The sequence below is a fragment of the Pontibacter mangrovi genome, from assembly GCF_006385705.1.
In the GTDB taxonomy this organism is placed as follows: domain Bacteria; phylum Bacteroidota; class Bacteroidia; order Cytophagales; family Hymenobacteraceae; genus Pontibacter; species Pontibacter mangrovi.
This window is the reverse complement of record NZ_VFRQ01000004.1, coordinates 99,084-124,696: the sequence shown is the minus strand read 5'-3', so window position 1 is coordinate 124,696 and position 25,613 is coordinate 99,084. Positions and strand designations below refer to the sequence as shown.

Annotated in this window: 26 protein-coding genes and 3 tRNA genes; 21 read left to right on the top strand and 8 right to left on the bottom strand. The window is 54.9% G+C overall.

What is annotated here, in order from left to right; genetic code table 11:
- Positions 1 to 53: 53 nt before the first annotated feature.
- Together FJM65_RS08945 and FJM65_RS08940 are read left to right on the top strand one after the other, a co-directional pair.
- The gene (locus FJM65_RS08945; protein WP_140621166.1) at positions 54 to 749 is read left to right on the top strand and encodes an energy transducer TonB; all 696 of its coding nucleotides are present in this window, start codon (positions 54 to 56) and stop codon (positions 747 to 749) included.
- Positions 750 to 770: 21 nt separating this feature from the next.
- A complete protein-coding gene (locus FJM65_RS08940; RefSeq protein WP_140621165.1) occupies positions 771 to 1,133 on the top strand; it encodes a hypothetical protein in 363 nt (120 codons plus the stop codon).
- Between the two features lie 121 nt (positions 1,134 to 1,254).
- Here FJM65_RS08940 and surE read toward each other — a convergent pair whose 3' ends face one another.
- Positions 1,255 to 2,031 carry a 5'/3'-nucleotidase SurE gene (surE, locus tag FJM65_RS08935; protein ID WP_140621164.1) on the bottom strand — a complete coding sequence of 259 codons (777 nt, stop codon included), beginning with the start codon at positions 2,029 to 2,031 and terminating at the stop codon, positions 1,255 to 1,257.
- 119 nt (positions 2,032 to 2,150) lie between these two features.
- On the opposite strand from surE, the gene FJM65_RS08930 reads away from it, so the two are divergent.
- Positions 2,151 to 2,759, top strand: coding sequence for a mechanosensitive ion channel protein MscS (locus FJM65_RS08930; protein ID WP_140621163.1), 609 nt, complete (start codon positions 2,151 to 2,153; stop codon positions 2,757 to 2,759).
- Between the two features lie 40 nt (positions 2,760 to 2,799).
- On the top strand, positions 2,800 to 3,249 hold the full coding sequence (locus FJM65_RS08925; RefSeq protein ID WP_140621162.1) for a DoxX family protein: 450 nt from the start codon (positions 2,800 to 2,802) through the stop codon (positions 3,247 to 3,249).
- 69 nt (positions 3,250 to 3,318) lie between these two features.
- Here FJM65_RS08925 and FJM65_RS08920 read toward each other — a convergent pair whose 3' ends face one another.
- Together FJM65_RS08920 and rlmD are read right to left on the bottom strand one after the other, a co-directional pair.
- Positions 3,319 to 3,687, bottom strand: a complete 369-nt coding sequence (locus FJM65_RS08920) for a hypothetical protein (protein ID WP_140621161.1) — start codon at positions 3,685 to 3,687, stop codon at positions 3,319 to 3,321.
- Between the two features lie 86 nt (positions 3,688 to 3,773).
- Positions 3,774 to 5,186: a 23S rRNA (uracil(1939)-C(5))-methyltransferase RlmD gene (rlmD, locus tag FJM65_RS08915; RefSeq protein ID WP_394348135.1), complete on the bottom strand. Its 1,413-nt coding sequence runs from the start codon at positions 5,184 to 5,186 to the stop codon at positions 3,774 to 3,776.
- A gap of 304 nt (positions 5,187 to 5,490) precedes the next feature.
- Between rlmD and FJM65_RS08910 the strand changes: the two genes are divergently transcribed.
- Positions 5,491 to 6,300, top strand: a complete 810-nt coding sequence (locus tag FJM65_RS08910) for an SDR family oxidoreductase (RefSeq protein WP_140621160.1) — start codon at positions 5,491 to 5,493, stop codon at positions 6,298 to 6,300.
- 146 nt (positions 6,301 to 6,446) lie between these two features.
- On the opposite strand, the gene FJM65_RS08905 is transcribed toward FJM65_RS08910, so the two are convergent.
- Entirely contained in the window at positions 6,447 to 7,184 is a 738-nt protein-coding gene (locus FJM65_RS08905) for an SH3 domain-containing protein (RefSeq protein WP_140621159.1), read from the bottom strand.
- A gap of 73 nt (positions 7,185 to 7,257) precedes the next feature.
- On the opposite strand from FJM65_RS08905, the gene FJM65_RS08900 reads away from it, so the two are divergent.
- The 15 genes from FJM65_RS08900 (at position 7,258) to FJM65_RS08830 (ending at position 19,687) form a co-directional block, all read left to right on the top strand.
- A tRNA-Lys gene (locus FJM65_RS08900) sits at positions 7,258 to 7,330 on the top strand.
- Between the two features lie 139 nt (positions 7,331 to 7,469).
- Positions 7,470 to 7,542, top strand: a tRNA-Lys gene (locus FJM65_RS08895).
- Complete coding sequence (locus tag FJM65_RS08890) at positions 7,511 to 8,275, top strand: DUF4403 family protein (RefSeq protein ID WP_140621158.1); 765 nt, start codon at positions 7,511 to 7,513, stop codon at positions 8,273 to 8,275. Before FJM65_RS08895 ends, FJM65_RS08890 begins: the two co-directional genes overlap by 32 nt.
- Positions 8,276 to 8,531: 256 nt before the next feature.
- Positions 8,532 to 9,131 (top strand): TetR/AcrR family transcriptional regulator, encoded by a 600-nt coding sequence (locus FJM65_RS08885; RefSeq protein WP_140621157.1) that lies wholly within the window; start codon positions 8,532 to 8,534, stop codon positions 9,129 to 9,131.
- Positions 9,115 to 10,191, top strand: coding sequence for a 1,2-phenylacetyl-CoA epoxidase subunit PaaE (gene paaE, locus FJM65_RS08880; protein ID WP_140621156.1), 1,077 nt, complete (start codon positions 9,115 to 9,117; stop codon positions 10,189 to 10,191). The genes FJM65_RS08885 and paaE overlap by 17 nt, the downstream gene beginning before the upstream one ends.
- A 57-nt stretch (positions 10,192 to 10,248) precedes the next feature.
- Complete coding sequence (gene paaA, locus FJM65_RS08875) at positions 10,249 to 11,202, top strand: 1,2-phenylacetyl-CoA epoxidase subunit PaaA (RefSeq protein ID WP_140621155.1); 954 nt, start codon at positions 10,249 to 10,251, stop codon at positions 11,200 to 11,202.
- Between the two features lie 12 nt (positions 11,203 to 11,214).
- Complete coding sequence (gene paaB / locus FJM65_RS08870; RefSeq protein ID WP_140621154.1) at positions 11,215 to 11,502, top strand: 1,2-phenylacetyl-CoA epoxidase subunit PaaB; 288 nt, start codon at positions 11,215 to 11,217, stop codon at positions 11,500 to 11,502.
- A gap of 6 nt (positions 11,503 to 11,508) precedes the next feature.
- Positions 11,509 to 12,342, top strand: coding sequence for a 1,2-phenylacetyl-CoA epoxidase subunit PaaC (gene paaC, locus FJM65_RS08865; protein ID WP_219855964.1), 834 nt, complete (start codon positions 11,509 to 11,511; stop codon positions 12,340 to 12,342).
- Positions 12,336 to 12,842 (top strand): 1,2-phenylacetyl-CoA epoxidase subunit PaaD, encoded by a 507-nt coding sequence (paaD, locus tag FJM65_RS08860; protein WP_219855963.1) that lies wholly within the window; start codon positions 12,336 to 12,338, stop codon positions 12,840 to 12,842. Before paaC ends, paaD begins: the two co-directional genes overlap by 7 nt.
- 3 nt (positions 12,843 to 12,845) lie before the next feature.
- Positions 12,846 to 13,631 carry an enoyl-CoA hydratase-related protein gene (locus FJM65_RS08855; RefSeq protein ID WP_140621153.1) on the top strand — a complete coding sequence of 262 codons (786 nt, stop codon included), beginning with the start codon at positions 12,846 to 12,848 and terminating at the stop codon, positions 13,629 to 13,631.
- Positions 13,628 to 14,788 carry a 3-hydroxyacyl-CoA dehydrogenase NAD-binding domain-containing protein gene (locus tag FJM65_RS08850; RefSeq protein WP_140621152.1) on the top strand — a complete coding sequence of 387 codons (1,161 nt, stop codon included), beginning with the start codon at positions 13,628 to 13,630 and terminating at the stop codon, positions 14,786 to 14,788. Before FJM65_RS08855 ends, FJM65_RS08850 begins: the two co-directional genes overlap by 4 nt.
- 67 nt (positions 14,789 to 14,855) lie before the next feature.
- The gene (gene pcaF / locus FJM65_RS08845) at positions 14,856 to 16,061 is read left to right on the top strand and encodes a 3-oxoadipyl-CoA thiolase (protein WP_140621151.1); all 1,206 of its coding nucleotides are present in this window, start codon (positions 14,856 to 14,858) and stop codon (positions 16,059 to 16,061) included.
- A gap of 2 nt (positions 16,062 to 16,063) precedes the next feature.
- On the top strand, positions 16,064 to 16,663 hold the full coding sequence (locus FJM65_RS08840; RefSeq protein WP_140621150.1) for an acyltransferase: 600 nt from the start codon (positions 16,064 to 16,066) through the stop codon (positions 16,661 to 16,663).
- 121 nt (positions 16,664 to 16,784) lie between these two features.
- Positions 16,785 to 18,836 carry a phenylacetic acid degradation bifunctional protein PaaZ gene (gene paaZ, locus FJM65_RS08835; RefSeq protein ID WP_181163681.1) on the top strand — a complete coding sequence of 684 codons (2,052 nt, stop codon included), beginning with the start codon at positions 16,785 to 16,787 and terminating at the stop codon, positions 18,834 to 18,836.
- 68 nt (positions 18,837 to 18,904) lie between these two features.
- Positions 18,905 to 19,687 carry an enoyl-CoA hydratase/isomerase family protein gene (locus tag FJM65_RS08830; RefSeq protein WP_140621148.1) on the top strand — a complete coding sequence of 261 codons (783 nt, stop codon included), beginning with the start codon at positions 18,905 to 18,907 and terminating at the stop codon, positions 19,685 to 19,687.
- A 60-nt stretch (positions 19,688 to 19,747) separates the two neighbouring features.
- Here the strand turns inward: FJM65_RS08830 and FJM65_RS08825 are convergent, their stop codons facing one another.
- Both FJM65_RS08825 and FJM65_RS08820 read right to left on the bottom strand, forming a co-directional pair.
- Positions 19,748 to 21,109 (bottom strand): hypothetical protein, encoded by a 1,362-nt coding sequence (locus FJM65_RS08825; RefSeq protein WP_140621147.1) that lies wholly within the window; start codon positions 21,107 to 21,109, stop codon positions 19,748 to 19,750.
- Between the two features lie 93 nt (positions 21,110 to 21,202).
- The gene (locus tag FJM65_RS08820) at positions 21,203 to 21,961 is read right to left on the bottom strand and encodes an ABC transporter ATP-binding protein (protein ID WP_140621146.1); all 759 of its coding nucleotides are present in this window, start codon (positions 21,959 to 21,961) and stop codon (positions 21,203 to 21,205) included.
- A 295-nt stretch (positions 21,962 to 22,256) separates the two neighbouring features.
- On the opposite strand from FJM65_RS08820, the gene FJM65_RS08815 reads away from it, so the two are divergent.
- Positions 22,257 to 22,338, top strand: a tRNA-Leu gene (locus tag FJM65_RS08815).
- Positions 22,339 to 23,009: 671 nt separating this feature from the next.
- Here the strand turns inward: FJM65_RS08815 and FJM65_RS08810 are convergent.
- Together FJM65_RS08810 and FJM65_RS08805 are read right to left on the bottom strand one after the other, a co-directional pair.
- Entirely contained in the window at positions 23,010 to 25,112 is a 2,103-nt protein-coding gene (locus FJM65_RS08810) for a ComEC/Rec2 family competence protein (protein ID WP_140621145.1), read from the bottom strand.
- Complete coding sequence (locus tag FJM65_RS08805) at positions 25,112 to 25,609, bottom strand: GNAT family N-acetyltransferase (RefSeq protein WP_317131335.1); 498 nt, start codon at positions 25,607 to 25,609, stop codon at positions 25,112 to 25,114. Before FJM65_RS08805 ends, FJM65_RS08810 begins: the two co-directional genes overlap by 1 nt.
- Between the last annotated feature and the right edge of the window lie 4 nt (positions 25,610 to 25,613).

Here is a 25,613-nt window from a genome sequence, read left to right as displayed (position 1 = left end):
ATAGCGAACATAAAATTTATACTATCTTTATACTTTGTACTCAGTTAGCTTATATGAAAAACAAACATTTTCCGCTTGCCATACTTTTTGCGGCAGCCTTCGGCACAGCCCCTGCCCTGGCGCAAACCAAACCTGCAGATGAACCAACTTATACATTTGTAGAGAAGATGCCTGTATTTGAAGGCGGTATGGGGGCGATGATGCAGTTTATCGGCTCGCAGGTTACCTACTCCAGCGCACAGCCGGAGGGCATGGTGGTGCTGAGCTTTATCGTGGACAAAGACGGCAGCATAGACAGCGTAGCCGTGGTTAAAAGCCTGGACCCGGCGCTGGACGCCGCCTGTGTAAACGCCGTGAAAGCCATGGAAGGCAAGTGGACGCCGGGGGTGCAGAAAGGCGAGAAAGTGCCGGTGCGGTTTACGCTGCCGGTTAAGTTTGGCCAGCCCAAACCCGACAAAAATGCTCCCGAAACCATGCCAGAGTATAAAGGCGGAGCGGCTGCGTTTAAGGCGTTTATGAAAAAGAACGCCCGCTACCCGCGCAAAGGTACCAAGCACGGCACCGTGGTGGTCTCTTTTGTGATTAACGAGGATGGCTCCTTGAGCGACTACAAAATAAAAAGCAGCGTAGAGCCCGCTCTCGACAAAGAGGCGTTGCGCCTGGCCAAACTAACCGACGGCAACTGGCTGCCTCCGGTAAAGGACGGTAAGCAAACAAAGCTGGAGTACACTATGCCGGTATACTTCTAACATAGTTACTGAGACTACAGAATGAAGAAGAACACCCTTTACAGACTTGCAGGATTACTACTGATACTCGCTGCTTCGTTGAAAATGATGCATGTGCCAAACGCCTCCTGGGCTTTAACGTTTGCATTAGCATTCGGGCTATTGGTGCAAAGCTGGCATGTAAAGCAACTTGAAGAAAAGCTGGAAGAGTACGGGGTTTACCAGAATAAAAGTCTTGTCTATGGCATTAGGCTGGCTTTGGTAGCCGGAATCGCAGCCATGAAAATCTTACATGTTCCGTTTAGCGACTACCTTTTTCTGTCTCCGCTTATGATAGGTGTACTGGTTCAAGGCGGCTACATCCGGCACATCCAAAGCAAGCTCAACAAGCAGAGCCAGGTATAGCCCAAAATCTTCCTTCGTTTCAGGCTTCTGCTGCGCCAACCTGAAAGATCGCCAGAAAAATAAACAGGCCCTGCTGTAATTAGTGCAGCAGGGCCTGATTGTATTACTGATGAAGTATAAGCTAAATATCCCAGTCCTCGTTTAGCATGCTGATGCTGTGGTGGGCCGTCATGTCGAACTGGCAGGGCACCACAGAGATGTAGTTGTTCAAAAGCGCCCACTCGTCGGTATCCTCGCCTTTATCGAAGTTCACGAAGCTGCCCGTCATCCAGTAGTACTTGCGGTTGTGCGGATCCAGGCGCTCATCAAACTCCTCCTGCCACTTGGCGCGCGCCTGGCGGCAGATCTTGATGCCTTTTATCGGCTCCTCGCCCTTCTTCGGGAAGTTCACGTTCAGAGCCGTGTTCTCCGGGATGCCGTGCGCTATCGCCTCCCGGATGATCTTCTCCACAAACTCCTCGGTATGCGAGAAATCAGCCCCGTGGCCATAGTCGCAAAGCGAGAAACCGATGGCCGGCAAGCCCTCAATGGCCGCCTCAATGGCCGCCGACATGGTGCCGGAGTATAGCACAGAGATGCTGGAGTTGGAGCCGTGGTTGATGCCGCTCACCACCAGGTCGGGCTGCCGGTCGCGCAGCACATGGTGCTTGGCCAGCTTCACGCAGTCGGCCGGGGTGCCGGAGCACTCGTATGCCTCCACGCCCAGGTCCTCCAGCGCAATCGATTTATCTAAACGGAGTGTGTTACCAATGGTGATGGCGTGCCCCATACCCGACTGCGGCGAATCCGGAGCCACTACTACTACCTCCCCTACTTTCATGGCCACGCGCACCAGCGTTCTAATACCCGGGGCAGTGATGCCGTCGTCGTTGGAAACTAAGATTAATGGTTTAGCCATTTTTATTATTTAAAGTTGATGTGTGACAAAAAGGACGAATTTGTATTTGATGCTAATATACTACAACCTGCAGCTGCACAACAAGGTTTAAGTAGGAAATAACAAGGACTACACATTTCATGCTAAAGAATATATTTTATGCCGTGCTGTTTGGCGTGGGCATGGCTGCCTGCCTCTCGCAGCAGGACAAAAAAGCCGAAGAAAGCTCCGGCAGCGCGCCGCCAGCCGAGGCTACCGAAACTTCCGAAATCGCACCCAATCCATCGGCTTTTGTGGTAGAGAAACAAGGGGTGGGCAACATCCGCATCGGTATGGACATAACCCAGATGCGCGAGCAGGTGCCCCAGGGCTTTACCCTAAACGACACCACCCTGCAACTGGAAGGCATGCAAAGCACGGCCTATGTACTGCACCCCAAAGAGCAGCCAAAAGGCATTCTGGTAGAGCAGTCCTGCAACCCCGACTGCAAAGTATGGCGCATCAGTGTGCTGAGCCAGGAGTTCAGAACAGCTGCGGGAATAAGCGTGGGCTCTAAGTATGGCGAGGTGCAGCAGGCCTATAACATCCGCACGGTTACCTTTGAAGAAGGCAACCTGGTAGCCCTGGCGCCCGACGCCGGTATGAGTTTTATACTAGACCACAGCAGCCTGCAGCCCGACCAGTTGCCACAGCTAAAAGCCACTACAGTCCCTGAAAATCTGCCTGTCAGGAAAATCTTAGTATATTAGTTGGTTGCTATATTCAGGGTAAATTCCTATACTTGCCTCTATGGCAATACTACGCGCTGGCTATAAATCAAAAAACTTCGGTTTGCTGATGCTCCGGGTGGGCATCGGCGTTATGTTCATACTTCATGGCTGGCCCAAGCTGGCAGGAGGCCCGGAGCGCTGGGAGGCGGTTGGCCAAACCATGCAGCTGTTCCATATTGGCGTTGCGCCTGCCTTTTGGGGATTTATGGCTGGTTTTGCCGAGGCTGTGGGTGGCCTGCTCCTGATGCTTGGCTTTCTGTTCCGGCCCGCCTGCCTGCTAATGCTCCTTACGATGCTGGTCGCCACCACCCGCCATGCGCTGGGTGGCGACGGCTTTGGCGGTTACTCGCACGCGCTGGAGGCAGCCATCCTTTTTGCCTCTCTCCTGTTCATCGGCCCGGGCAAGTATAGCCTCGACCACAAATACCTCCAAAAAGACAAAACACGCCCCAGAAAATATTTCGCCTGAGGTTTTATACTTGAAGCGACAAAAAAAGAGGCACCGCTGGCGGTGCCTCTTTTTTTGCCATACCGCAGTTTAGTCCTCCGGGTAAGGGATGAACACAAAGTTCTGGAACTCGCCGTCCACCACGAACAGGCAGCAGAACTCGTCCGGGTCTTTGTAGGCGGCTTTAAACTCCTCTACCTTGTCCTCTACTACCAGCTGCCGCTGCACAAAGTCCTCCAGGTAAGAGGCGTTGATGTGCCAGTCCAGCGCCACTTCCTCTTTGGCCAAAAAGATCGAGCCTACCGGCACCTGCGTACGGCTAAACACAAAAATCGGGTACTCCGATATCTTGCGCTTGCGCACCTGGTACGATGCCTCTTTCAGCGTCTCGGCCACCACCACAAAATCCTTCGAGATAGTGCCCAGGTATTTACCATTCAGTTCCGGATCGTTTTCCATATTTATCTTTAGGTACTAGACATTAGATACTAGATGTTAGATTCTTCAAAACCAGAATCTAACATCTAGTATCTAATGTCTAAAATCTATTTAGCGGTTAACAATACAATATTTTCTACGTGGTGCGTCTGCGGGAACATGTCTACCGGCTGCACGCGCGTTACCTCATACTTCTCCGAGAGCCACTCCACATCGCGGGCCTGGGTAGCCGGGTTGCAACTCACGTACACAATGCGGTTCGGGTGCACCTGCAGCAGCTTCTGCACCACATCCTCGTGCATACCGGCGCGCGGCGGGTCCGTGATCACCACATCCGGCCTTCCGTGTCGCTCGATCAGCTCATCAGAAAGTATGTCTTTCATGTCGCCGGCGTAGAAGGTGGTGTTGGTGATGTCGTTGATCTGCGAGTTGATCTTGGCGTCCTCTATGGCGCTCGGTACATACTCAATGCCAATCACCTCCAGCGCCTGCTTCGCCACGAAGTTAGCAATGGTGCCGGCTCCGGTATAGAGGTCGTACACCAGCTCGTTTCCTGTCAGGTTAGCCAGCTCACGGGTTTTCTTGTACAGCTCGTACGCCTGATCGGCATTGGTCTGGTAGAAGGACTTCGGCCCTACCCTGAACCTGATGCCCTCCATTTCCTCGTGGATATACGGCAGGCCTTTGTAGCACACCACCTCCAGGTCGTGGAAGGTCTCATTGCCTTTGGAGTTCACCACATACTGCAGCGAGGTAATCTCCGGGAAAGTCGCGGCCAGGTGCTCCATCAGCGCCTGCATCGCCTCCGGCCTGTCCTCATATACCTGCACGATCACCATCGTCTCTCCGGTATTGGCCGTGCGGATGATGAGGTTGCGCATGTAGCCTTCCTGCTTCACAATGTCGAAGAACGGCAGGTCGTGCTCCTTGGCATACTTTCTTACTTCCAGACGGATGGCGTTGGACGGGTCTGGCTGCAGGTAGCAATGCTTGATGTCGAGGATCTTGTCGAAGCGGCCCGGGATGTGGAAGCCCAGTGCGTCGCGGTCAAACTCCTGCCCCGACTGTATCTGCTCTTTGGTAAGCCAGCTGGTGTTGGAGAAAGTATACTCCAGCTTGTTACGGTAATAGCGCGTTTTCTCGGAGCCAAGTATAGGATCGAACTCTGGCAACGGCACCTTCCCGATACGCTCCAGGTTGTCCTTCACCTGCTTCTGCTTAAAGTATAGCTGCGTATCATAGCCAATGTGCTGCCACTTACAGCCGCCACAGGTACCGAAATGCTCACAAAACGGCTGCACCCGCAGTTCCGATAGCTCATGGAAATGCACCGGCTCAGCCTCGTAGAACTTCTTCTTTTTGCGGGTCACGCGAAGGTCCACCACATCGCCGGGGGCTACGCCCGCCACAAAAATCACCATGTTATCATGGCGCGCCAGGCATTTGCCCTCCGCCACCATGTCCTCGATCCGTACTCCCTCGAGAATCTCAAATTTCTTCTTCTTGCTCTTATTTCTCACAGTGGCGCAAAATTACGAAAATATGGGGAGATACGGGTGGTTGGTTGTTAGTTATTGGTTTATGGGAATGTAGGGACGCAATACATTGCGCCTTGTCAGCGGCAGAGCGGCAGTTTCGCTTTCCTTTTAGTTTCCCCGCCGATGTTGAAGTCTACACCAACAATTCATGATTCTATGTACTTACGCTTGCAGGCAGAAAGCTATTATAGGACAAGTTTAGAAGCATTGATCAACAATTTAACCATTCAACAATCAACCATTAACTTTATCTTTGCTGCTGATTTTAGTCGAAGAAAGTATAAAAATGAGAGATAAAGTAGTGTTAATTACCGGCGGCACGTCGGGTATAGGCAAGGCGCTAGCCTTTGCGTTTGGCCGTGAGGGCGCCAAAGTAGCCGTATCGGGCCGCAACCAGCAGAACCTCGACCAGACCAGCCAGGAGCTAAGTGCAGCAGGTATAGACAACCTGGCCGTAAACGCCGACGTGAGCATAGAGGAGCAGTGCCAGCGCATGGTGCAGGAAACGATGGATAGGTATGGCCGCCTTGATGTGCTCATCAACAACGCCGGCATTTCGATGCGCGCGCTGTTCGAGGACGTGGACCTGGACGTGATCCGGAAGGTGATGGATATTAATTTCTGGGGCACCGTGTACAGTACCAAGTATGCGCTGCCGTACATTAAGCAGGCAAAAGGCTCTGTTGTGGGCATTTCCTCTATTGCCGGCTACCGTGGCTTACCGGCCCGCACCGGTTACTCTGCCTCCAAGTTTGCCATGCACGGTTTCCTGGAGACCTTGCGCACCGAGCTGCTGCACTCCGGCGTGCACGTGCTGCTGGCTTGCCCTGGCTTTACCGCCTCCAACATCCGCAACACCGCTTTGGCCGCCAACGGCCAGCAGCAGGGCGAGACGCCGCGCGCGGAGGAGAAAATGATGAGCGCCGAGGAAGTGGCCGAGCGCATCCTGAAAGCCACCATGCAGCGCAAACGCGACCTGGTAATGACCACGCAAGGCAAGCTGGCCGTGTGGGTCAACAAACTCTTCCCGAGCCTGGCAGACAAGCTGGTATATAACGTGATGGCAAAAGAGAAGGACTCGCCGCTGAAGCGTTAGTTATCTGCGTATCAAGTAGCACGATTCCGGTCTTTTAGAATTTGACAAAAGACCAACGGACAAAGGACTAAAGAATCATTAGAGAAGGCGTTCAAGTCCTTTTCAGAAAAACCCTTTGTCAAAAAGTCGTGCTACGAGATGCGAAGTTAAGGCAGCTCCAGCAGATTGCTCTTGCGGATGTAGGCTTTTTCTCCTCTCCACTTGATCTCGTACCAGATGTCGCGCTCGCCGGTGATGGGCACTTTGTGGCCTTTGGAGGCAGTTGCTAACCAGGTAGCACCCGCAGCGGGCGCAGACATAATGGCAACCTGGTCGTTTTTGATAATGCCCTCCTCGCCTAGGCTGAGAAAGTTGACGTAGTAGAAAATAAAGAGCAGGTAAAGTATAAAGCCTGCCTTAAAGGTCCGGCTGAACCTGTACCCTCTTCGCCACCTGAACAGCATCACGGTAGCTGCCGCCACCGCCACCAGCAGCATCAGCTCCAGCAGGCGCATGTAATACTTGCTAAACTGCGTTTTAAAGAACTGCAGGTCGCTGTACTCATAGCCGTACAGCCGGTGCGCCTGCGCCAGTTCCTCCATTTTTTTTAACGTGGAGCGGCTGGGCTCTTTGGTATAAAAAAGGTGCAGGTAGTACATGGCGCTCGTGTAGTCGCGCAGGCCCTCTTTTATATAGGCCATCTTCAGGAGCATTTGCGGCGAATAATCCTGCTCCTGCGTCAGCAGCTGCTCGTACAGAACAAAAGCATCGGAATAACGTTGATTCTGAAAGAGAGAATCCGCTTTAGCCAGTGTTATTTTATCCGCCTGAGCACAAGCCGGTTCCGCCAAAACAGCCAAAAAAATAATCAGAATGGCAGATATTTTGGAGAAGATATTTTGCATTTAAAAACTTAGCTATTAGTTTTGCATCGCAATTCAGGGAAACGCCTTGAGAACGCAAGTTAATAAATAAACTGATTCTGTAGCTCAGCTGGTAGAGCAATACACTTTTAATGTATGGGTCCTGGGTTCGAATCCCAGCGGGATCACAAGCGAAAGCGGAAGCCTTTCTTCACAGAGAGGCTTTTTCTTTCAGCCTTTAGCAAGAGGCAAAAAAGAAGCTCAAAATTGTTTGATATTTTAAGCAAAGCTTCTACCTTTGCACTCCCAATTAAATAAAAAACATCCGATTCTGTAGCTCAGCTGGTAGAGCAATACACTTTTAATGTATGGGTCCTGGGTTCGAATCCCAGCGGGATCACTCTCAAAGCCTCAAACGCAAGTTTGGGGCTTTTTCGTTTACATTTTCCCGAAGCACACGTATCCCTTCAAAACCACTGAACACAACCCTTGCCCGCACGCTAGCCTTGCAACCTATGGAAGATGCCATCCGCATACACTTGCCCGTCACTGTCTCCTACCCTGCCTTACAAGGTGTCCTGAAAAGCCAGCTGGCCGGGGAGTTTCTGCCAAAGCCGGAAGAGGGCTCTGACGCCGCCCCATACGTGCAGATCCTGGATGTTGGCATCAGTGGCAGCGACAGCGGCAACCGGGAAGTCATCCTCCGCATTCGGGCAAGCATCCTGCGCACCATCATGAAGCGCGACCAGGCGGACCTGTATGTGCGCGCCTCCCTGGGCTACGACAACGCCTCGCAGGAGCTGTATGTGCAGCACTACCATCTCAGCTCCAGAACCAGCAGCACCCTCTACAACACAGCCTTAGAGGTGATGGTAAACAAAGCAGCTTACAGCCAGATCATCAAAAAAGCCCGCTTAAACGTTGCCGGAATAATAGCGACCGAGCTCTCCAAGGCAAACGCCATGCTCGCGGAAGGCTTCCAGGCCAAAGGCATCAAACTGCTCGGCGCCGTTACCCAGGCCCGCGTCCTCGACATCACCCCCACCCCAGACAGCATAACGCTCTCTGTAGAACTGGGCGGCAACCTGCAGGCCAGCGTCCTGAACCTCTCCGAGCTCCTCCCACCCCAATAAACAGCAGTATAAAAGAGGCTTTTCTGGCCATACTTTATATTTTATACTTCCGGCTATACTTTGCGGAATCCCGCTTGGCCGCCACCTGCCATACTTCCCATCCTGACCCCATAGCATTTTAGGTAAAACCAGCAATGACGGAAGCCAGTTTGTATTCTAAAATTCTAACAAACGTTTGATAAATTTCTTTATATTTCGTATACTTGTTAGGTGGAGGTAGCTCAAAGTGGCTGGCCCATACTTTAAACACTACTGAATGTCTACAAAGAAATCGAAGAAGCTGGACCTGATACTGGAAGAGGCGGCCAAACTGTTCAAGCAGAAAGGCTTTGCCGGCACCTCCATGCGCGACCTGGCCGAACGAATAGGGATAGACGCTGCCAGCATGTACCACTACATCAGCTCCAAGGATGAGATCCTGCGGACGATATGCTACAACATCAGCACCGTCTACATCTCGCAGCTGGCGGAGATAGAGCAAAAACAGGCAACTTATACCCAAAAGCTGAAGGACCTGGTGCGGCTGCACATCCGCGTGATGGTAACCAGGAGCGCAGAGGTATCGGTAACGAACAACGACTGGAAGTACCTGGCCGAGGACTCGCTGCAGCAGTTTAAGGCCCGGCGCAAAGAGTATGAGCGGGGCGTGGCGGCCCTGCTGGAGAAGGGCGTGGCAGCAGGGGAGTTTGAGGCGCTGGACACGTCGGTGGCGCTGTTCACCATTCTCTCGGCAGTGCGCTGGGTAGAGCTTTGGTGGCGCCCGGAGCGCGGCATTACGCCAGACGAGCTGGAGAACGCCATCATCACCATCTTATTTAAAGGTTTGGAAAAAACACATCATGAACATGTTTCATAAGGTCAAGATAAAGAGCATCAACAAAGAGACGCACGATAGCGTGACGGTAACGCTGGACGTGCCGGAGGAGCTGAAAGACACGTTCCGGTATACGCAGGGGCAGTACCTCACCTTCCGCAGAGACATAGCGGGCGAGGAGATCAGGAGGTCCTACTCCATCTGCTCCAGCCCGCTGGAGAACGAGTGGAGGGTGGCGATAAAGAAAGTGCCCGAGGGTCGCTTCTCCAGCTATGCCAACCATTTGCTGCAGGTGGGCGAGGAGCTGGAGGTAATGCCGCCCATGGGCCGCTTTTACACCGAGCTGCACCCTGACCAGCAGAAGAACTACCTGATGCTGGCCGCCGGCAGCGGCATCACGCCGATCATTTCCATCATCAAAACCATACTTCTGGCCGAGCCGCACAGCCAGGTAACCCTGATCTACGGCAACAAGGGGCGCAACTCCATCATGTTTAAGGAAGAGATAGAAGGCCTGAAGAACAAGTACCTCGACCGGCTCAGCATCTACCACATCCTCAGCCGCGAGCAGGGCGACACAGACCTGTTGTTTGGCCGTATAGACAAAGAGAAAACCAGGCTCTTCCTGGACAAGATCGTGGAGCCGGACCAGATAGATGAGTGCTTTCTGTGCGGCCCGGAGCAGATGATCCTGGATGTCCGGGAAGTGCTGCAGGAAGCAGGGGTAGACAGCAAGAAAATACACTTCGAGTTGTTTACCACAGGCGAGGGAGGCAAAAAAGCCGCCGAGCGCCGCGAGCGCGCCGCCACCGAGACGGACAAGCAAAGCAAAGTGACCGTGAAGCTGGACGGCACCTACCTGCACATGGACATGTCGTACTACGGCAGCACCATCCTGGACGCCGCCATCGAGACCGGCGCCGACCTCCCCTACTCCTGCAAAGGCGGCGTGTGCAGCACCTGCCGCGCCAGGGTAACCGAGGGCCAGGTAGAAATGGACGTGAACTACTCGCTGGAGCCGGAGGAAATTGCTGCCGGGTATGTGCTTACCTGCCAGGCCCACCCGGTAACCGAAAAAGTGGTGGTGGATTTTGACCAATAATTTTTTTTTACCGGATTTTCAAACAAACATTCGGTCGTACATAAAGTAGTTTATACTATGGAGACTATCGTAGAAAAATCACTGGAAGACATATTTGAGGAGAAGATTGCGAGCGAGATCAGGATTGAGCCCAAGGACTGGATGCCTGAGAAGTACCGCAAAACGCTCGTGCGCCAGATCTCGCAGCACGCCCACTCCGAAATCGTAGGGATGCTGCCGGAAGGCAACTGGATCACCAGGGCCCCCTCGCTCAAACGCAAAGCCATACTTCTGGCCAAGGTGCAGGACGAGGCAGGCCACGGTTTATACTTATACAGCGCCGCCGAAACGCTGGGCACCTCCCGCGATCAGATGTTTGAGGACCTGCTCTCGGGCAAGGCAAAATACTCCAGCATCTTTAACTACCCTACCCTTTCGTGGGCGGATGTGGGTGCAATTGGCTGGCTGGTGGATGGCGCCGCCATCATGAACCAGGTGCCGCTGTGCCGCACCTCCTATGGTCCCTACGCCCGTGCCATGGTGCGGGTGTGCAAGGAAGAGAGCTTTCACCAGCGCCAGGGCTTCGAGATTATGATGACCTTGTGCAATGGCTCGGAGGAACAGAAGGAGATGGCGCAGGAAGCCTTTAACCGCTGGTGGTGGCCCACCCTGATGATGTTCGGCCCGAAAGACGAAGAGTCGCCGAATACGGAGCAGTCGATGCGCTGGAAGATTAAGCGCTTCACCAACGACGAGCTGCGCCAGCGTTTCGTGGACATGATGGTGCCGCAGGCCGAGTTCCTGGGCCTGACCGTGCCGGACAAAGACCTGAAGTGGAACGAGGCAAAAGGCGGCTACGACTTTGGCGCCATAGACTGGAACGAGTTCTGGAACGTGGTGAAAGGCAACGGCCCCTGCAACAAAGACCGCCTGAAGGCCCGCAACAAAGCCCAAGAAGAAGGCGCCTGGGTGCGTGAGGCCGCCATGGCCTATGCCGAGAAGGCAGCAACAAGAGAAAAGAAATCAGCTTAAGCTACAGAAGATATGAACAAGAAAGAGTGGCCACTGTGGGAAGTGTTTATCCGCAGCAAGCAGGGCCTGGACCATAAGCATGTGGGCAGCATCCACGCTGCCGACGCCGAGATGGCAATTCTGAATGCCCGCGATGTGTATACCCGCCGCATGGAAGGCGTGAGCATCTGGGTAGTGGAGTCGTCGCACATCCATGCCTCTAACCCGGAAGAAGCAGGTTCTTTCTTCGACCCTGCCAACGACAAAGTATACCGCCACCCCACTTTTTACGTAGTGCCGGCGGAAATCAAAAACATGTAATCACCCATGATGGATCATCACACACAACCCGCTCATGTGCTGCATGAGCTGCAGTTCAAAACGCCCCTGCAGGAGTATAGCCCGGAGGTGCGCCAGCTGGTGTTCGATTACACGCTGCAGCTGGCCGACACCAGCCTGATACTTAGCCACCGGCTGGCGGAGTGGTGCGGGCACGGCCCCATTCTGGAGCAGGACATGGCCATGACCAACATCAGCCTGGACCTGCTGGGCGAGGCACGCAACCTGTACCAGTACGCCGCCGAGTTGGAGGGCAAGGGCCACACCGAAGACGACCTGGCGTACCTGCGCGATGCCGTGGCCTATAAGAACCCGCTGCTGGTAGAGCAGCCAAACGGCAACTTCGGCGACACAGTGCTGCGCCAGTTCATCTTCGACACCTTCCACTACTTCTTTTTGAAAGAGCTGCAGAACAGCACCGACCACAGGCTGGCCGCCATTGCCGAAAAATCGCTGAAGGAGGCCAGTTACCATATTAAGTGGAGCTCGGAGTGGGTGATACGCCTAGGCGACGGCACCGAAGAAAGCAAGAAGCGCATGGAGGCTGCCATAGACGAGCTCTGGACCTACTCCGGCGAGCTGTTTGAGGCCACGCCCACCGAGAAAGCCTTGCAGGAGCTGGACATCATCCCGGATTACACTTCCATCAAAGCCGAGTGGGACAAGCACGTGGCGCAGGTGCTGCAGGAAGCCACGCTGGCGCTGCCGCAAGACCAATGGATGCAGTCCGGCGGTAAGTATGGCCGGCACTCCGAGCACCTGGGCTACATCCTGTCGGACCTGCAGTACCTGCAGCGCACCTATCCGGGGCAAAAATGGTAGACAACATGCAGGCAGCGACGGCGGAGAAAGTATGGCAGCTACTGGAGGACGTGTACGACCCTGAGATTCCGGTGCTGAGCGTGGTGGACCTGGGCGTGGTGCGCGACGTGCAGGTGCAGGGGGAGGAGGTGTGCGTCACCATCACCCCTACCTATTCCGGCTGCCCGGCCATGGGCGTTATCTCCACCGAAATCAGGCTCAAGCTACTGGCCGAAGGGTTCGCAAACGTGGAGATCGACACGCAGCTGCGGCCGGCCTGGACGTCTGACTGGCTTTCGGAGGCGGGCAAGCAAAAGCTCGAGGAGTATGGCATCGCCCCGCCCGTGGAGCCTACAGGCAACGTAAACCAGCTTTTCGGCAAAGACGTAACCGTTCGCTGCCCGCGCTGCAAATCAGAAAACACAAAACTCGTGAGCCAGTTCGGCTCCACCTCCTGCAAGGCGCTGTACCAGTGCAACGATTGCCTGGAGCCCTTCGACTATTTCAAATGCCTAAAATAAAACATGGAAGATAACAACTTTATCAAGTATACTTTTGATGCCGGCATCGCCACCATCACCCTAAACCGCCCGGACGTTTACAACAGCTTTAACCGCGAAATGGCCTTGTCGCTGCAGCAGCACCTGCGCCAGTGCCAGCACAACGAGGCCGTGCGCGCCGTGGTGCTGACCGGCGAGGGTAAGGCTTTCTGCGCCGGCCAGGACCTGGCAGAGGCAACTGCGGCTAACGCCATGGAGATTTCCGAGATCGTGGACCAGCACTACAACCCCATCATACTTTTGCTACGCCAGCTGGAGAAACCGGTCATTGCCGCCGTGAACGGGGTGGCCGCCGGGGCAGGTGCCAACTTGGCCCTCGCCTGCGACATCGTGCTGGCCAAAGCGTCTGCCAGCTTCATCCAGGCCTTCAGCAAAATTGGGTTGATACCCGATAGCGGCGGCACCTTTTTCCTGCCAAGGCTGGTAGGCCTGCAAAGGGCCTCCGCCCTGATGATGACCGGCGACAAAGTGAGCGCGGCAGAGGCGCAGCAGATGGGCATGATCTACAAAGTGTTTGCCGATGAGGCCTTTGAGGCAGAAGTACAGCGCCTGGCGCAGCGCATGGCGCAGATGCCCACCAAAGGCCTGGCCTACACCAAAGCCCTCCTGAACTGCAGCTTTGAGTTCAGCCTGGAACAACAGCTTGCCCAGGAGTCCGATTACCAGCACCGGGCCGGCATCACCGCCGATTTCAAGGAAGGCGTGCAGGCATTTATCGAAAAAAGAAAACCAAACTTCAAAGGCCAATGATAGTCGGAATCGTAGGCAGCGGGGCCATGGGCTCGGGCATAGCACAGGTTATCGCCACCGCCGGAAACCAGGTATACTTACTGGATACAAATGCCGATGCCCTGGCGCGTGCAAAGCAAAGTATAAAAGCATCGCTGGAGAAGCTTATAGCCAAAGAAAAGATCTCGGCGGACCGCGCAGCGGAGATCAGCGGCAACATTAACCTGACGCAGGAGTACCAGCAGTTTGGCAAATGCGACCTGGTGCTGGAAGCCATTGTGGAGGACCTGGAGGTAAAGCAGCAGGTGTTCCGGGAACTGGAGCTGATCGTTCCGGCCGGCTGCATCCTTGCCAGCAACACCTCCTCCCTGTCCATCGCCTCCATTGCCTCGGCTTGTAAAAAGCCGGAGCGCTTTATCGGCATCCACTTCTTTAACCCTGCCCCTATTATGCAGCTGGTGGAGATTATACCTGCCGTGCAGACAAGAGAAGGCCTGGCTGAAGAGATAAAGGAGCTGGTAAAATCCTGGGGCAAAGTGCCGGTGCTGGCCAAAGACACGCCGGGCTTTATCGTGAATAGGGTGGCGCGTCCGTTTTACGGTGAGGCCATCCGCATCCTGGAAGAAGGCATCGCCGACGCAGCCACCATCGACTGGGCTATGACGGCACTGGGTGGTTTCCGGATGGGACCTTTCACGCTGATGGATTTTATCGGCCACGACGTCAACTACCGGGTAACAGAATCCGTGTTCGCCTCCTTCTTCTATGACCCCAGGTATAAGCCCTCGTTCACGCAGAAGCGCCTTTTTGAGGCGGGCTACTATGGCCGCAAGTCTGGTAGAGGGTTTTACAACTACGGAGATGGCGCGCCGCAGCCGGAGCCGACCAAAAACGAGGCCCTGGGCCACTACATCCTAAACCGCATACTGGCCATGCTGATAAACGAAGCGGTAGACGCGCTGGCCCTGAATGTTGCCTCCAGAGAAGACCTGGAACTGGCCATGACCAAAGGCGTGAACTACCCGCAGGGATTGCTGGCCTGGGTCGATGAGATTGGCCCGGAGCGTGTGCTGCAGACGCTGGACACCCTGTATGAGGAGTACCACGAAGACCGCTACCGCGCCAGCGTCCTGCTCCGCAAGGCGGTGAAAACCGAAGGCAGGTTTGTAGCAGTATAACCGGCGCTGAACAACCGGCTTAAAAGCACAGATCTGCAGAGTAAAAATTGTAACGCGAAAGTATAAAATGAACCAAGCATATTTAGTAGACGGCATTCGAACCCCTATCGGCAACTTCGGCGGTACGTTGGCACCCGTGCGGCCGGATGACATGGCAGCGCTGGTGATAGAAGAACTGATGAAGCGCAACCCCACCGCCGACCCTGCCGCCATCTCCGACGTTATACTTGGCTGCGCCAACCAGGCCGGCGAAGATAACCGCAACGTGGCCCGCATGGCGCTGCTGTTGGCCGGCCTGCCCTTCTCCGTTCCCGGCGAAACGGTAAACCGCCTCTGCGCCTCCGGCCTGTCGGCCTCTGTGGCCGCTGCCCGCGCCATTCAGTGCGGCGACGGCGACCTAATTGTAGCCGGCGGCGTGGAGAACATGACCCGTGGCCCGTGGGTCATCTCCAAAGCCAGCACCCCGTACGGGCGCGATGCGCAAATGTATGACTCCAGCTTTGGCTGGCGCTTTGTAAACCCAAAGATGCACGAACTGTTTGGCACCGACGGGATGGGCGAAACGGCCGAGAACCTGGCTGCGCGCGAGGGTATCTCCCGCGAAGACCAGGATGCGTTTGCCCTGTGGTCGCAGCAGAAAGCCGCCAAGGCGCAAGCCGCTGGCCGCCTGGCCGAGGAGATTGTGCCGGTAAGTATACCGCAGCGCAAAAAGGAACCGACCGTGTTTAAGGAGGATGAGTTCATAAAGCCGGACACCTCGCTGGAAGTGCTGGGCAAACTGCGACCGGCCTTCCGCAAAGACGGCACCGTTACCGCCGGCAACGCCTCCGGGCTGAACGACGGGGCAGCCGCCCTCTTGTTTGCCTCCGAAGAAGGCCTGAAAAAGTATAACCTGACGCCAAAGGCACGCCTGGTGTCGATGGGTGTGGCTGGCGTAGAGCCAAAGTATATGGGCATCGGTCCGGTGCCAGCCAGCCAGATGGCGCTCCGGAAAGCCGGCCTCACCATGGACGACATGGACCTGATCGAGCTGAACGAAGCCTTTGCCTCACAGGCGCTCGCCTGCATCCGCGGTTTCGGCCTCGACGACCAGGACCCGCGCATTAACCCGAACGGCGGCGCTATCGCCCTGGGCCACCCGCTGGGCATGAGCGGCGCCAGAATCCTGAACACGGCGGCCATAGAGCTGCACAGGCAGAACAAGCGCTATGCGCTGGTAACCATGTGCGTGGGCGTCGGCCAAGGCTACGCCGCTATTATCGAAAAAGTATAAGTATGATCTACGAGTTCAACGGCTATATCCCAGTAGTACACGAAAGCGCTTTTGTGCACCCGCAGGCCACCGTTACAGGCAATGTCATCATCGGCCAAAATGTATACATCGGTCCGGGCGCGGCCATCCGTGGCGACTGGGGCGAGATCATCATCGAAGACAATTGCAACGTGCAGGAAAACTGCACCATCCACATGTTCCCGGGCACAACGGTGCTGTTAAAGAAGATGGCGCACATCGGCCACGGGGCCATTATACATGGGGCCACTGTGGGCCGCAACGTAATGGTAGGCATGAACGCTGTGGTGATGGACCGCGTGGAGATCGGGGATGAGAGTGTGGTGGGCGCGCTTTGCTTCATCAGGGCTGATGAAAAAATCCCGGCCAGAAGCGTGGTGGTGGGCAACCCGCACAAGATCGTGAAGCAGGTAAGTGACGCGATGGTAGCCTGGAAAACCGAGGGCACCCAGATCTACATGGGCCTGCCCGCCGATTGCCACGCCACCCTAAAGCCCTGTGAGCCGCTGCGCGAGCTGCCTGAAAACCGTAAGAAGCAGGAAGCAGCCTATAAAACCTGGAACGAGACGAAGGGAGAAGTATAAAACGTTCATCTATACTATGGCTATACCTTAGGCAAAGGGAGCCGGCAGTTTATACTTGACCTCCACTTCCAGGTTAAAGGAATAAGAAACGACATAACCCGTAATCAAAACTACCAAAAATATGAGCGCAATATTGCAGAACTACGCCATGGGGGAATGGACCCCAGGCTCTGGGCAGGAAAGCCAGGTATTAGACGCTGTAACCGGCGAACTGATCTGCACGGCCTACAGCGGAGGGCTCGATTTTAACGCGATGATGCAGTATGCCCGCAGCAAGGGCAACCCGGCACTTCGCAAAATGACGTTTCAAGAGCGTGGCCTTATGCTGAAGGCGCTGGCCCTGCACCTGATGTCTAAGAAAGACGACTTTTATAAGCTCAGCTACCGCACCGGCGCCACCCGCGCCGACAGCTGGGTAGACATTGAAGGCGGCATCGGCAACCTGTTTGCCTACGCGTCGCTGCGCCGTAAATTCCCGGACAAGCCGTTTTATGTAGAAGATGAGCCGATTGGCCTGTCTAAAGGCGGCACGTTTATGGGCCACCATATTCTGGTGCCGAAAGAGGGCGTTGCCGTCCACATCAATGCCTACAACTTCCCGGTGTGGGGCATGCTGGAGAAAATCGCCGTGAACCTGTTGGCAGGCATGCCCGCCATCGTGAAGCCCGCTCCTATTACAGCCTTCCTGACAGAAGCAGTGGTAAGGGAGATCATCAGCTCGGGCATACTTCCGGAGGGCTCGCTGCAGCTCGTGACCGGCACCGGCGAGGGCATTCTGGACCATGTGACGTACCAGGATGTGGTCACCTTTACCGGCTCGGCTGCCACAGGCCGCAAGCTGAAGGCCCACCCACGCCTGATCGAGGAGTCCGTGCCGTTCACGATGGAGGCTGACTCTTTGAACAGCGCCGTGCTGGGCGAGGATGCCGTGCCGGGCACACCGGAGTTCGACCTGTTCATCAAAGAGATCCGAAAAGAGATCACCTCTAAAGCGGGGCAGAAATGTACCGCCATCAGAAGGGCCATTGTGCCGGAGAATCTGGTGGAGGATGTGCAGATCGCGCTAGGCCGCGAACTCTCCAAAACCACCATCGGCAACCCGCTCACCGAAGGCGTGCGCATGGGGGCCCTGGTAGGCCGGGAGCAGCTGCAGAAGCTGCGTAACCAAATAAGCGAGCTGGCCAAGCAAACGCCCATCATCTACGGCGACCTGGAAAAGGTGGACCTGCTGGGCGCTGACCCGGAAAAAGGCGCTTTTATCTCCCCTATCGTGATGCTGAACCAGGACCCTTTCCGCTGCACCGATACGCACGAGGTGGAGGCTTTTGGCCCGGTAGCGACCATTATGCCCTACAAAACGCTGGACGAGGCTATCGAGCTCACCAAAAAAGGAAAAGGCTCACTGGTCTCCTCTATCGCCACAGCCGACCCGAAAATAGCGCAGGACTTTACCCTGGGAGCTGCCACACACCACGGCCGTATACTGGTGCTCAACAACGAGTGCGCCAAAGAAAGTACTGGCCACGGCTCACCTATGCCCATGCTGATCCACGGGGGACCGGGCAGAGCTGGCGGCGGCGAGGAAATGGGCGGTATCCGGGGCGTGAAGCACTTTATGCAGCGCGTGGCCATTCAGGGCTCGCCAAGTATGATTACGGCGGTTACCGAAGTATACCAGAAAGGCGCCAAGCAGGTGGAGTATGATAAGCACCCTTTCCAGCGGTACTTTGAGGAGCTGGAGATCGGGGAAACCTACACCACCCACAACCACACGGTAACCGAGGCAGACATCGTGAACTTTGCCAATGTGTCCGGCGACCACTTCTATGCGCACGTAGACGCTACCTCGCTGGAAGGCACCCTGTTTGAAGGGCGAGTGGCGCACGGCTATTATATCCTCTCGAAGGCAGCAGGTATGTTCGTGCATCCCAAGAAAGGGCCTGTGTTGTTGAACTACGGTTTAGAGGAGGCTCGCTTTACCAAGCCTGTTTACCCTGGCGCCACCATTGGCGTGAAGCTGACCTGCAAAGAGAAAATCAGCCAGGAAAAGCGAAGCGAGGAAGATGTGGCCAAAGGCATCGTGAAGTGGCTGGTAGACGTGACCGACGAAACCGGCGAAACTGTGGCCATCGCCACGATCATGACCATGGTAAAAAAGAAGGACCAGGCATAATTCAGACAGAAGTCACTGGCCTGGGAACAAGCCTTGGCCGGTGCCTAAAAACGCAACAGAAAAGAACGATGAGCAACACAACAGCAATAGCCGCAGGCAGCGTAGACATTGTCACCGATGAACAGGGAATAAGCACGATCACGTTTTTCCACCCGTCGCACAACTCCCTGCCGGGCGCCATCTTAAACGAACTTGCCAGCACCATTACCGAGGCTGGCAGGGATGAGAGAACCAAAGTAATCATACTTCAAAGCAAAGGCGACCGCACCTTCTGCGCCGGCGCCAGCTTCGACGAGCTGATCGCGATTGAGGACAAAGCGCAGGGGCTGGAGTTTTTCTCCGGCTTTGCCAAGGTGATTAACGCCTGCCGCAAGTCGGGGAAGGTTATTATTGGCCGCGTGCAGGGCAAAGCCGTAGGCGGTGGCGTTGGGGTGGCGGCTGCCACAGATTACTGCTTTGCCACGAAGTTTGCGGCCGTTAAGCTGAGCGAGCTGGCGGTGGGTATCGGCCCATTTGTGGTAGGCCCTGCCGTAGAGCGTAAGCTTGGCCTGGCCGCCTTTTCACAGTTGTCGCTGGATGCGGCAGAGTTCCGCTCGGCAGAGTGGGCCAAAGACAAAGGACTGTACGCCGAGGTATTCGACTCTATAGAGGAAATGGACACCGCCGTGCAGGACTTTGCCACGAAGCTGGCTTCTTACAACCCGGAGGCCCTACGCGCTATGAAAGAGGTATTCTGGCAAGGCACAGAGCATTGGGACGAGCTCCTGACACAGCGCGCCGGCATTAGCGGCACCCTGGTCCTGTCCGACTTCACCAGAGACTTTATCCAGAAGTTTAAGGCAAAACAGTAGCAACAGTATAAAGTATAAAAAAAGCGGCCACCTGAGTTAGGTGGCCGCTTTTTTTATACTTTATACTTCGTTCTTAAAGTGGGTTTCAAACAGGCGGTATTTATACGTTGGATACTCTTTGAGCACGGCTACCAAAGCAAAGATAGCCCCGCCAATCACCACCGGGTATACCAGGTATAGCAGCGGGTGGATAAGCGGCAGAAACAGCAGGCAGGCTAACCCGATCGCGATAAAGTTGAACAGGTAAGAAGCCTTGGCGCTGAAGCTGAACAACCCTCCCGACACCATTTTAGGGCTCACGATGGAAGCCACCACCCCTAACGGAGCCAACACCAGCACACTGGCCGCATACATCATCACCACAAAGAAAACATCCTCGTGGTTAAACAGGGCGGCATAAACAAAGGTCAGTACGGCATCGATGAGAAGGGGCACGCGCAAAGCCATCCAGGTAACGGCCAGCAAGTCTTTTACCGAACCGCTGGAGCGCTCCACGGTGAGCCACAGGTTGCGGTAGAAGCCCCAGATGTTGTTAAACACATACGAAAACACCACCAGCGGCCCTACAAACAGCCACAGCGTCATCACCTCATCCAACAGATGCTGCCCTTTCTTCTCCACGGCAAGCGCATCGGCACCAAGTATAAATGCCTTAAACACCAGCCCGAAAATCAGCATCTGCTTGGCCTGCTTATGGTTTTTAAACAAGCGCCAACCCAGGCTGCGGTGGGCGCTGCTGCTGTAGTTCACCGCTTTGCGCCGAGGCTCTGCAGCGGCCTTTTCCAGTAAGAAGTTGGAGGTGATAAAAAAGCCCAGGGCTGCCATGTGCGCCACCAGCAGCAGCCATTCTGAAGCAGGGTAAAACATAGGCGCGCGCGCCTGCAAGGCTATAAAGGCGCCAGCCATTACCGCGGCAGAGTAGAAATTGGCACTGCGCCAGCGTATGCGGCGCTCGATAAACACCTGCAGCGAGCGCAGCGTTACGTGAGCCGTAAGTATAACCAGCACGCTTTGCAGCAGGTGCAGCAGCGTGTAAAACGGCGACATCATGAACAGGAGCAGCAGGAAGTTGAGAAGCACAAAATAGAACGGCGACACCAACTCCACGATCAGCTCGACGCGGAAGCGCTGCAAGGGCGGCACCGGGTAAAGCTGCGGCACCAGGTTGGCTTTGGGCACATACGCCGGGAAAAAGCCTTTCAGAATGATGATGGCCAGCATGAACAGGTTTGCATACTCCAGCACCTGGTCTACGCCAAGCCGCGTGCTGCCCTCGGCCGCCTGCTGCAGCAGAAAAGAAAAAAGCCAGGCATACACTCCTGCCGCCACCAGCCCTACCGACAGCAGCAGCAAACGCTGCAGGCGTTTCTGCCTGAAAAAACTGTTGATGCGGGCACGGCAAGAAAAAGCGATCAAATCCATTTACTTTAGTTAAGAATTTAGAGTGATGAATTAAGAGTCTGCAAAAGTGTTCGTGTGAAACTTTTCACTTTGAACTCTTAACTTTTAACTCACTTAAGTGAGCATCCAGTCGAGGTTGGCCTCTGTGTTGTGGTGCGGCAGCAACAGCTGGAACAAAGCCTGGTCGATCAGGTTGGCGCCATTTCTGGTAAACTCCTGCACCGACCCGTTGTACATCAACTGGCCGTCGTTCAGCACACCGATATGGGTAGCGATCTTCTCCACATAGTTCAGGTCGTGCGAGGAGATGAGGATGGCGCGGTTATCGTTGCGGTAGCTCCGGATGAGTTGCACCAGCAGTTGCGCCGCAATCGGGTCCAGGCCCGTGAACGGCTCGTCCAGGATGAGCACCTGCGGCTTGTGCAACATGGCGGCCGCAATGCCTACTTTCTTTTTCATGCCGGTAGAGTAGCCCGCTACATTCTTCTGCAACGACTCTTTATCCGTAAAAAAATAGTTTACAAGGCTACTGATACGCTCCTGGGTCTCGGCCGGAGGCAGCTTGTAGAGCTTTGCTACAAAGTTAAGGTACTCCAGGCCCGTAAACTCCTCTATCAGCGGATTGTCTTCGCAAAGGGCGCCCAGGTTCTGCTTCACCTCCAGTTGGTGTTGGAGATAGTCTTTGCCAAACAGGCTGATGCTCCCACTGTCGGGCTGCACCAGGTCGAGGATGCAGTTGAGGAAAGTGCTTTTGCCCACGCCGTTCTTGCCCAGCAGACAGTAAATCTGGCCGCTTTCGATAGTCAGGTCCAGCTCCTGCAGCACCTGCTTTTTTCCAAACTTCTTCGACAATCCTGTTATAACTATACTCATATATTTGTATCGTAGCGTAAAGACCTAAAAACAAAAAGCGCCTTGCATCAACCTGCAGCACAGACATAAAGGTATAAACAATCTCAGAAACGCCCTAGACTCATGGCATCTTTATCTATAAAAATTCATAATTCCGTATGCACTTCCTACTTTCTTATGTGCTAACACCGCAGCCCGTCTATATGGTTCTTTGCCTGCCGGATTTTAGCCTTAAAGTATAAACAGTACATTTTTTTGATTGTTTGCTTTTGCTTTTGTCAGGGCCGGTTTATACTTTTGCATCCTACTTTTACCCGCGCACGTGGTGAAATCGGTAGACACGCCATCTTGAGGGGGTGGTGCCTTCGGGTGTGGGAGTTCGAATCTCCCCGTGCGCACAACGCTAAGCTCTGTTCTTTGTGAATAGAGCTTTTTGCTTTTAGGGGCTTTTCCCTGCTACTGTACCTTGTCTCTTGCCGTGAGTTATTCGGTGACCTGAGTTGGTAAAGTTTTCCAGTTCACTTCAAAAACTATTTCTGCGCAGTCGTCCGCTTGTGCATTTATACTTCCTTAACCCTCTCTGGCGCAAGCGTCCGCTTGTGCCTTATACCTTAGCTGCTGCTCCCTGCAACTGGAGCTAAGCTATCCTTTCTAGCCATTGTTCACCCTCAGTCTTACATAGCTATAGATTCATTCATACTTTAAGGCCTCCCCGAAATGCTTCGGGGTAAACTCTTTCGGGCATCGCGCTGGGAGCTTTTCCTGCCGGGGGTAGGGGGATGATAACCGTCTGCTGATTACTGCCCTCCTTCGACAAGAAGGGGCAGTTGAAACAGGATCTGCAGAAATGCGAACAAGGATGTCCGCATCAGCAATAGTGCCCGACTAGGAAGTCCGGAACAGCAGAATAGATCCCTCCCCTGGTCTTAGGAGAGGGCTGGGGTGAATTCCCCTCCTGGGAGGGGTTAGGGGTGGGTTTACACTTGCAGAAACTCCCCCTTCTATTTAAGAAGAGGCCTCGGTAAATAGGAAAGATGGAGTGCTGTTATACTTTGATAAAATCCGCCCCCTACAACTCTAACACAAAAGCACCTGACTCTGCTACATCAACATAGGCGATGCCGAGCGTATCCAGCTGCTGGTGCAGGCGTTGCCGATACCAGGGCGCGTTAGAGCCATCCAGAACAAGTTTGGAGAAAGTATAAGCCTGCAGTTGCTCCGGCTTCAGGCGCACGTTTTGGCGCAGCATCAGGTAATCTACTGCAAAGCCTGGCTTGGGCTGCAGTTTAGGCGGCCGCGAAAGTATGAGCCAACGCTGCCCTTGCCACACCAGCAGCTGGTTGCCGTCGGGCAGCGAAACGGCCGGAGCTTCAGGAGAAACGAACGGCACCTGTTTTGGCTGCGCAATGCCCAGTTGCCGCAGGTGCGGCTGCACGCTAAACGTGTAGCTCTGCTGTTTTTGCAGCAGGGCGGAGTCGGCCAGCACCAGGGCCTGCTGCCCCTGCACCAGCCCTATGCCCGTGCTGCCGCGCACGCTGTATACTACCAGCTGCCGCTGCTGCCTTTGCTGCACCTGCTCCCACATCTCCTGCCCCGAAAGTATAGCCACCATACCCACCGCAAGTGCCAGGTAACGGAGCCGCTTCAGGGCCAGGAAAAGTATAAAAGCCAGCATGATCAGGTATAAAAGCCAGGTTTGGCCCGCAGTGATATCGATGGCCGAGAGGATAGCCTGCGGCCAGCGCTGTAGCCAGAGGTTGAACTCGTTCATCAACCAGATCAGCCAGAAATGCACCTGAAAAAGCAGCCAGCTCAGCCCCGGCACCCAGCTAAACGCCAGAGCCGCCACCCCCGAAAAGAGCACCCAGGTAGCAAGCGGCACCACCAGGATATTAGCCAGCCAGAAATAAACCGGGAATTGGTGAAAATAGTATATGCCCAGCGGGAACGTAGCCAGCTGCGCGGCCAGCGCCACCGTAAAGAGCGCCCATAGAAAGTCGAGGGGGCGGCTGCGCACCGCCAGCAGGCCATAGAGCCGCGGCTGCAGGTACACGATGCCCAGCACCGCCAGAAAAGACAGCTGGAAACCTACCTCCAGCAGGTTGTACGGGTTTAGGTAGAGCAGCGCCAGGGCCGCGAACGCAATTGTGTTGTAGATAACCGTGCGCCGCCGCAACGCCATACCAATGGCCACCAGGCTAAACATCAGCACTGCCCGCAGCACCGACGGCGACAGCCCCGTGACGAAAGCATACAGCCAAAGCGCCGCCAGCACCAGTATGGTCCCGAACCAACGCTGCCTGGCCGTGGCCGTAAACCTCCCGAACAGGAACATCAGCACCCCATAAATCAGCCCTACGTGTAGCCCCGACACCGCCAGTACGTGCATCGTGCCCGTATCGGCATAGGCCTGCCGGATGCTGTTATCCAGCTCGTCCTTTACGCCAAGTATAAGCGCCGAGGCTATGGCATACTCACGCTTCTGCCCCACCCGCTCCTGCAGTACAGCATCCAGGTTGCGACGCAACAGTATGCTGTAGTATAAAATAAGGTTCGGTGGATCAGCGGCTATTTTCTGGTACTGCAGCGGCTGCAAGTAGTGCTGGTGGTAAATACCTTTGTTGCCGAGATAGGCTTTGTAATCGAACTGGTTTGGATTGAGCGGTGGGGCCACCTCCTGCGGGCTGCCCTTCACGAGGAGCACGTCGCCGTAGCGCAACTCATACTTCTTCTCGGAGTCGTGGGGCACTGAGAGCTGCACTTTGCCGGTGGCCTGCTGCCAATGGCCATTAACCTGCACCTGCTCCACCTCCAGCACCGTGCTTTGGTAGCCCGGCTTCTGCAGCACATAATCATCCACCACACCTTTGTAGTAGCTTGGCGCTGCCTTTAGATGAGCGATATGATCAGGCTGGTTTAGTTCGGTACGCTGGTGAACGGTAACATAGCCTAAAACCACAAAAGTGAGGAGGGCCAAAATACCCGCTACATCCGTAGCAAAGGCACTTTTATACTTCCTGGCAAGTATGGCCGCAGCCACAAATGCTGAAAAAACAGCCATAAGCAACCACAGTGCCTGCCCAAGCTGCGCACCCAGCCAAAAGTATAGCCCAATGCCCGCTATAAAACTGAGCACTATGCGCACAAACGGGTATGGCGCCCAGCGCAGCATCAGCCCTTGTATACCATTTTATAGTGCCGGATGTCGCACTCGGTAAACATGTCGCCTTCCTCGGCAAAGCCGTGGCGCTTGTAAAAGTTTACCGCCGGCAGCTGCGCATGCAGGTAGATTTTCTGCCCCGGCTGTGCCGCCTGCACGTCCTCCAGCACCAGCTTCAGCACCTTGCCGCCTATGCTTTTGTTGCGGAACTCCGGCAGCACAGCGAAGCGCTCCAGCTTTACGCCGGCGTCTGTTTTGCGCCATCGCGCCGCGCCGCAGGGCACGCCTCCATATATCGCCAGGTAGTGTTTGGCGGTGGCATCGTGGGCGTCATACTCCGCATCGCGGGGCACCTGCTGCTCCTGCACAAACACTTTTTCGCGTATATCAAAAGCTGCCAGCAGTTCCTCTTTCGAGGTGGCTCGTTTTACCTTGATCATGGCCTGTATGAAGTATAAAAAAAGTAGAGACGCAACAGGTTGCGCCTCTACAGGTATGTTAGTAAACATAAAT